General features: G+C 38.9%; 5 protein-coding genes and 1 pseudogene. 4 read left to right on the top strand and 2 right to left on the bottom strand.

Annotation, left to right across the window (positions count from 1 at the left end; translation table 11 throughout):
* The first annotated feature begins 792 nt into the window (after positions 1-792).
* On the top strand, positions 793-3,087 hold the full coding sequence (locus tag C2M30_RS02930; protein WP_105170618.1) for a penicillin acylase family protein: 2,295 nt from the start codon (positions 793-795) through the stop codon (positions 3,085-3,087).
* Between the two features lie 70 nt (positions 3,088-3,157).
* Here the strand turns inward: C2M30_RS02930 and C2M30_RS02925 are convergent, their stop codons facing one another.
* Together C2M30_RS02925 and C2M30_RS02920 are read right to left on the bottom strand one after the other, a co-directional pair.
* Positions 3,158-4,357 carry a M56 family metallopeptidase gene (locus tag C2M30_RS02925; RefSeq protein ID WP_105170617.1) on the bottom strand — a complete coding sequence of 400 codons (1,200 nt, stop codon included), beginning with the start codon at positions 4,355-4,357 and terminating at the stop codon, positions 3,158-3,160.
* On the bottom strand, positions 4,350-4,751 hold the full coding sequence (locus C2M30_RS02920; protein WP_105170616.1) for a BlaI/MecI/CopY family transcriptional regulator: 402 nt from the start codon (positions 4,749-4,751) through the stop codon (positions 4,350-4,352). Before C2M30_RS02920 ends, C2M30_RS02925 begins: the two co-directional genes overlap by 8 nt.
* 103 nt (positions 4,752-4,854) lie before the next feature.
* Between C2M30_RS02920 and C2M30_RS02915 the strand changes: the two genes are divergently transcribed.
* The 3 genes and pseudogenes from C2M30_RS02915 to C2M30_RS02905 all read left to right on the top strand — a co-directional run bounded on the left by C2M30_RS02915 (position 4,855) and on the right by C2M30_RS02905 (position 7,022).
* Positions 4,855-5,724 carry an MBL fold metallo-hydrolase gene (locus tag C2M30_RS02915; RefSeq protein ID WP_105170615.1) on the top strand — a complete coding sequence of 290 codons (870 nt, stop codon included), beginning with the start codon at positions 4,855-4,857 and terminating at the stop codon, positions 5,722-5,724.
* A gap of 140 nt (positions 5,725-5,864) precedes the next feature.
* A pseudogene (locus C2M30_RS02910) lies at positions 5,865-6,804 on the top strand (SPFH domain-containing protein).
* 14 nt (positions 6,805-6,818) lie between these two features.
* Positions 6,819-7,022: a zinc ribbon domain-containing protein gene (locus C2M30_RS02905; RefSeq protein ID WP_105170614.1), complete on the top strand. Its 204-nt coding sequence runs from the start codon at positions 6,819-6,821 to the stop codon at positions 7,020-7,022.
* The last annotated feature ends 139 nt before the right edge of the window (positions 7,023-7,161 follow it).

Here is a 7,161-nt window from a genome sequence, read left to right as displayed (position 1 = left end):
ATAGTGTGGGTTCGCCCATGTGAAAGTAGAACATCGCCAAGCTCCTAATTAAAGAAAGCCTCAACATTATGTTGAGGCTTTTTTGCATTTTAACTCCAGAAAAGATAGGGCGAACGCCCATGTGCCTCTCCACCGCTGTGAGCACTTGAACATCACCATGCTCTTAACTAAAAAGCCCGCTCAATGAGCGGGCTTTTTGCGTTTTAGACATTAAAAGGTTTTAGAATTAAGCAGCCAGACTTCAGAATGTTGCTGAATCCTGAATCCTGAATCCTGAATCCTGAATCCTGAATCCTGAATCCTGAATCCTGAATCCTGAATCCTGAATCCTGAATCCTGAATCCTGAATCCTGAACTAAGCTATCTCGGCTTCTTCTTGCGGTGAAAAAATCACTGTTGGGTCGATAATAATGCTGTGTTTATTATTCATATTAATTAGCCCTTTCATCATATGACGGGTTTGTGGGTCGATATCAAAACCAATCGAAGTTAATTGTTCGAGTGGTTTAATATCGTCTTTATTAAGCGTTGGCTATTGTTCTTTGGGCAAGAAAAAAGCTGGAGGAGAAAACCAGCTTTTTGCAGATCAGACAATGGAAAGATGAAAATCAGTATACGCTAAACAGTATAGTAATATTTTCTGTCTTTTGTATAGTTATTTTGCTGTTTTTTTAAACTGATTTGCGCTGGCTAACTAATTGATGAGTGTTAAACTGGACAACATATAACTATGCGATTATAAAATTGACTGCCTAGTTACACTAAATAAGTCCTGCTAAAAAAGGGAAGCAAATGACAAAAATAATAAAATGGCTTTCATTATTCTTCATTATTGGTGCATTAATCGCCACAGCAATTGTTTATGGCATACTCACTTTGAGTTTACCTGAGTTATCGGGTAAAACGCAGGTTTCTGATATATCAAGTAACACTTCTTTGGAACGTGACGCATTAGGCCACGCTGTGATCAATGCTAAATCACGCAAAGATGCTGCGTTTACATTAGGCTACGCGCATGGACAAGATCGTTTCTTTCAAATGGACTTACTGCGTCGCAACGCTGCTGGTGAGCTTTCAGAATTATTTGGAAAAGCAGCGGTAGGTTTGGATAAAAAAATGCGCTTTCATCAATTTAGAAAGCGAAGTAAAAAAATTCTTAAAAGTCTACCGCTAGAGCATACGGAAATTCTTAAACGTTATGCGCAAGGTGTTAATTTGGCGCAAAGTCATATACCTTACTCAAGCTTTGAATACTTATTAACAGGTGCAAGCCGTAAGCCATGGCTACCTGAAGACAGCTTGCTTGTTATTTTCAGTATGTATCTCGACTTACAATCAAAAACGTTTAATCGCGATTTAACTCTTACTTATATTGCTGAACAATTTGGCAGTGAAATGGTTGGCTTCTTAACCCAACCAAGTCAATATCAAGCTGCGCTTGATGGTTCAGAGTTTGAATTGGTTGAGTATGCAATTCCATCGATTAACAAATCGCTGTTTACTAATGTAACGCATGAAATTCATGAACCTAAAGATATTGGCAGTAATAACTGGGCTGTGACTGGTAGGTTAACTGAATCTGGTAATGCATTATTAGCAGATGACATGCATTTAGGGTTAGCCGTACCGATTATTTGGTACCGCACCCAGCTTAACTATGTTGAAAACGATAAGAACTATCAAATAACAGGGGTTAGCTTACCTGGAGCACCAGCTGTTGTTGTTGGGACAAATGGTCATGTCGCTTGGGGATTTACAAATGCATATATCGATACAGCAGATTGGATTGCACTGGATGAAACACAAGAGACGAAGACAATTCATGAGCGCATAGTCACGCCAGATAAAGAATATATGTATTCGCTTGAAAAAAGTGAGTTTGGTCCGGTAAAACATATCGCAGGCAAGAAATATGCGCTGAAATGGGTTGCTCATCAAGATTACGCAGTCGACATGGAGTTAATGAACTTAGAGCGCGCAACGAATGTTGAAGAGGCATTATCGATTGCAAAAACGATCGGTATACCGGTACAGAACATGTTAGTCACCGATAGTTTGGGTAATGCAGCATGGCAAGCAACCGGCGCAATTCCTGCACGCACAACGCCAACTGAAATTGCAATTAAGCCTGAAGTATTTGATGCCAATTGGCAATACGATGCAGTAGACGTTCCTTTTATGGTAAATCCAGATAATAATCGTTTATGGAGCGGAAATAGCAGAGTAGTGAGTATTGAACAGGATAAACGTTTTGGCAACGGAGGATACGCTTTAGGTGCTCGCGCTAAACAAATACAGCAGCGCTTATTCGAAAAGGAACAATTTAGTGAACACGACTTTTATCAAATTCAACTTGATAACCAAGCAATATTTTTAAAACCATGGCAAGCGCTATTGCTTAAGGTACTCAACTTATCGCCTGAAAAGTATGCACAAGATATCAAGTTAGTTGAAAATTGGGGTGAATGCGCATGTGCAGATTCTGTAGGGTACACCTTGGTTAGACGGTATCGCTCGGCATTGATAAATAAACTGTTCTCCCCAATTGAAACGCAATTAAGAGCAGAAGGGCTAACATTAGCACCAATTAAGAACGATCTCGAACCTGCAGCATGGCAATTAATAAGTAGTTTTACTGATCAATGGTTGCCGCCAAGTGTAGCTTCATGGCCAGAATTATTAAGCACGACATATATCAATATGAAAAGCGACTTGCTCAATAAGCACACTGGAAGCGATAGTGGATCTTTAAATCAATTAACATGGGGAGCTGTGAACGAACTTAATATACAGCACCCGTTTAGTGAACAGATCCCTTTATTAAGTAAGTTGCTTGATATGCCTAAAACACCAGCATTTGGCGACAGTTTTATGCCAGCTGTACAAGGGACTAGTTTTGGCGCATCACAGCGTTTATTTGTGCAACCAGGGTTAGAGAAAAAAGCGATTTTAACTCTGCCTGGCGGGCAAAGCGGCCATCCTTTATCGCCTTATTATCGGGCAGGTTACAATGACTATATTGAACAAAAGAATACGCCTTTGTTACCAGGTGAAATAGTGCATCGTATCGACTTTGAGAAAAGGTAAACCTAAAAAAGGGCATCATATGATGCCCTTTTAACAATCGCTTCTGCTACAAAGCAATAGTTCTCGGGAATTAATGTGAGCTTACCTTGATACGTTCAACTAAATCCTTTGATTTATATTCTTCCGAAAGAGCAAAGTCTAATTGTACTAGGTGTTGTTTGTTAGTGTTTTTTGTAGGTGTGTACTTCCACTGTTTTAATGCGCGTTTTGCTTCGCGATCAAATATTCCTTTTGGTTCAGCAGATATAACTTTAACGTTATCTGTTTGACCATCTGCTGTTAAAGTAAACCCTAATACTACCGAGCCTTCAATCCCCTGATCTGCGGCCTGTTTAGGATATACAGGCTCAATGCGTACAATAGGTTGTGCTTCTTCTTTGCTGTATTCTTTAGTGCCTTCGCCGTATTTAGCAAAGGCTACACTGGTGAGTCCTGCAAATAGTACTAAGCTAAGTAATACATTTACAATAACATTGCCTTTTGGCATTTTTTGAATTGTGTTTAAACGTTGTTTCATCGTACTTTTCTCCATGTAGTAACTGTAACTAGAAAGTGAGTTATGGTTGTCAGAAACACATGCAATTAAAGCGCGACAATATGCTATTCGCTGTGTTCTGTTTGCGTGAGCTAATACTGCAGCATCACAGGCAACTTCTTGTTGTTTTCTGTATTGGCTATAACCGATCCAGCAAAGAGGGTTAAACCAAAATATAAGTAGTAAGGCGATGGCAAATGCATTGCTCCAGTTGTCTTGGCGCGTGTAATGAACCCATTCATGTTGATATATGAGCTTTGCTTGCTCAGTATCGTAGCTTGCATGAAAGTCACGGGGGATAAAAAGGCGCTGTTTGAGTAAGCCAAAAAGCACAGGACCATTCACTGAATCGCTATAGTAAACTGGTAAATGGCTGTTTATTTTATGACTAAATTGCTTATTTTTATTAAACTTTTTACCAATTGAAATGTGTTCGTAGATGACAAGAAAAGCCATTAAGCTAAACCCAAGTAGCCAAATCATGCTAACAAAGCCATAAATATCTAATGACTTAGATTGCGCTTTTACTGACACTACATAGTGATGCAACTCAGTTTCTAACGATAAGCTATTAGAAATTGGTAAGTTATTTAAGATGAGCACAAGTGGAACTAATAGCCACAAGGTATACTGAAACTTAGCGCTTAAAAAACTGTGGAGTAACTTACTACACAGCAATACGCAGACAATGGCTAAGCTTAACGGCCAAAGCTGCTCTATTAGCCAATCAATCATTATTCTTTTCCCATTTATCGATCAAATGCTTTAGCTCATCGATATCTTGCTTACTTAAGTTTTTATTTTTAGCAAAGCCTGTAACCAATGGCGCAATGCGGCCATTGAATAAACGCTCAATCAGGCTTTCACTTTCTTGTACTTGATATGCTTCAATTTCCAACACCGGAGAGTAAATATAGCTGCGGCCATTTTTTTCAAAATTAATTGCGCCTTTTTTCACCATTCTGCCAAGCAGGGTTTTGACGGTTTTTTCGTGCCAGTCTTTTTCTTTATTAAGTTCATCGACAACCGTTTGCGCGTCGGCTGGGTGAACTCGCCATAGTGCTTGCAGCACTTCAAATTCAGAATTACTAATATCCATAAAGATTACACGTGTAATTAAAACTAACATAAGAATTACAGTTGTAATCAATTTCGTCAAGAATTATTTTTGCTGTTTTTTAAACCATAAGTTGCTAAAACTCGTAGTAGCATAAAAACCAAAAGGCCTTGTTATGAATAAATTAACGTTACTACTGTTGTTTTCAATGGGTTGTCTAAGCTTGCCAGTTGTTGCTTCAAACGTAGAGTTTAAGCTTGAAAAGCTGTCAGATAATTTACATGTGCTATATGGGCAAGGTGGCAATATTGCCATTAGCAGCGGGGAGGATGGTATTTATATTGTAGACGATCAGTTTGCTAAATTAAGTGATGGTATTAAGGCGCAAATTAGCAAGTTACAAGATGGAGCGCCAGAGTTTGTTATTAATACTCACCATCACGGCGATCATACTGGCGGTAATGAGAACTTTGCTAATGCGGGAAGCCATGTAATTGCGCATCACAATGTATACCAGCGTTTAAAAGACAAACATGGCGAAGGTTCAAAGTACCTACCCGTAATTAGCTTTGGTAAAGATATGACACTGCACTTTAACAACGAGCATGCGCAGCTATGGCATTATCACAATGCACATACCGATGGCGATGCGGTTATTTTCTATGACAAAGCCAACGCAGTGCACATGGGGGATATCTTCTTTAATTTAAAAAGTCTACCGTTTGTTGATGTAGATAGTGGGGGCTCGTTAGACGGTGTTATCAATGCGGTAACTGATGTGCTTTCAAAAGTGAATGATAATACTAAAATTATTCTTGGGCATGGTCCGGTAACCTCTAAGCAAGGTTTGCAGTCTTACTTAGCGCTGTTAAAAAATGCTAAACAGCTAATGCTAAGTGCTATGGCGGATAGCAAAAGTCTAGAGCAAGTTTTGGCACTCAAACCACTTGCTAGTTTAAATCTCACTTATTCCAATTGGTTGCCCGAAGAACGCGTTACAAAGCTATTTTATTCGAGCCTGAAAAATGAAGCTAAAAGCGATTAAATTTAGTTAAATTGATTTATTTACCTTTTAAAAGTGTCTAACTCCGTTTGGCATGGCGTTAGACCTAAAATCATTTATTTGCCCAATTAAGGTAATTATTTGTTACTGTTTGTGTCACTTAATACATTGGAGTAACAAGTATGTTGAATGATAAAAATGATTTACCAGATTTAACAATGGCGGTACCAAAGAAAAAAGGACCAATCGTAGGTGCGATTGTTGGTGTTGTCGGTTTATCACTGATTTATTCAGCGATGTACACAGTTGATGAAGGTCACGTTGGTATTATCAAACGTTTTGGTGAAGCAAAAGAACAAGTAAACCCAGGTCTACACACTAAAATACCGTTTGTTGATGATGTTGAGGTACTGGAGATCCGTACTCGCAAAAATGTTGAAAAATTAAATGCATCAACACAACGAGCAAATGCCAGTAACAGCTGAAGTATCGATCAACTGGACGGTAATGCGCGAACAAGCATTTGATCTATTCAAAAGTTACGGTGGTTTAAGTCAGTTTGAGAGTCGAATTCTCGATCCAAAGCTGCGTTCAGCGACAAAAGATGCACTAGCTCGATATAAAGCAGAAGAGCTAATTCAAAATCGTTCGCAGGTAATTGCACAGATTGAAGAGCTTTTAGTTGAAGAAATGAAAGAGTACCCAGTAAAACTAGACTCGGCTCAGTTAGAGAATTTAGTGTTACCGCAAAAGTACATTCAATCAATTGAAACCAAGCAAACTGAGAAAAACCTAGCGGCAGCAGAAATGCACCGTTTAGAACGCCAAAAACTTGAAGCTCAGCGTGAAGTAAACACGGCAATGGCGCAACGTGATGCGGCTAAAGCAAAAGCTGATGGTCAGGCATATTCGATTCGCGTTGAAGCAGAAGCACAAGCTGAGGCAATAAAGCTTAAAGGTCTTGCAGAAGCACAAGCTATTCAAAAGAAAGCTGAAGCAATTAAAGCAAATGCGACGCTTGTTGATTATATGCGTGCACAGCAGTGGAACGGTCAAATGCCAACAACCGTAATGGGTGCAGACCAAAGTATTTTATGGTCAATGGATGGTAAAAAGAAATAATAAATAGGAGGGGTATGGCGAGTTGGTCTTGCCCTAAGTGTCAATGCGAAAGCTATGACACAGATGAAATAGCCACAACGGGTAGTGGCTGGTCAAAAATCTTTGATATGCAAAATAGGAAGTTTACCGCGGTAGTATGTAAAAACTGTACTTACACTGAGTTTTACCGAGGAAAGACAAGCACCTTAGGCAATATTTTTGATTTATTCACTAACTAGCTTTAAATAAAAAACGCTGCAATTGCAGCGTTTTTTATTTTGTCTTTATGTGTGAATCTTTAGACCTTGGCTGACACATTTTTATATATTTATGATGTGTTAGTTGAGGTTTTAGATGAACAGAAAAGAAGAGCAAGAA

This window comes from Pseudoalteromonas sp. T1lg24 (assembly GCF_002964745.1).
GTDB classification, from domain to species: Bacteria; Pseudomonadota; Gammaproteobacteria; order Enterobacterales; family Alteromonadaceae; genus Pseudoalteromonas; species Pseudoalteromonas spongiae.
The sequence above is the reverse complement of the archived record's forward strand: the minus strand, read 5'-3'. Positions and strand labels throughout refer to the sequence as shown.

Bases quoted from the DNA above. Each gene is read 5' to 3' on its own strand.
- C2M30_RS02925 (WP_105170617.1), bottom strand. From the start codon at position 4,357: ATGATTGATTGGCTAATAGAGCAGCTTTGGCCGTTAAGCTTAGCCATT.
- C2M30_RS02905 (WP_105170614.1), top strand. From the start codon at position 6,819: ATGGCGAGTTGGTCTTGCCCTAAGTGTCAATGCGAAAGCTATGACACA.
- C2M30_RS02920 (WP_105170616.1), bottom strand. From the start codon at position 4,751: ATGTTAGTTTTAATTACACGTGTAATCTTTATGGATATTAGTAATTCT.
- C2M30_RS02930 (WP_105170618.1), top strand. From the start codon at position 793: ATGACAAAAATAATAAAATGGCTTTCATTATTCTTCATTATTGGTGCA.
- C2M30_RS02915 (WP_105170615.1), top strand. From the start codon at position 4,855: ATGAATAAATTAACGTTACTACTGTTGTTTTCAATGGGTTGTCTAAGC.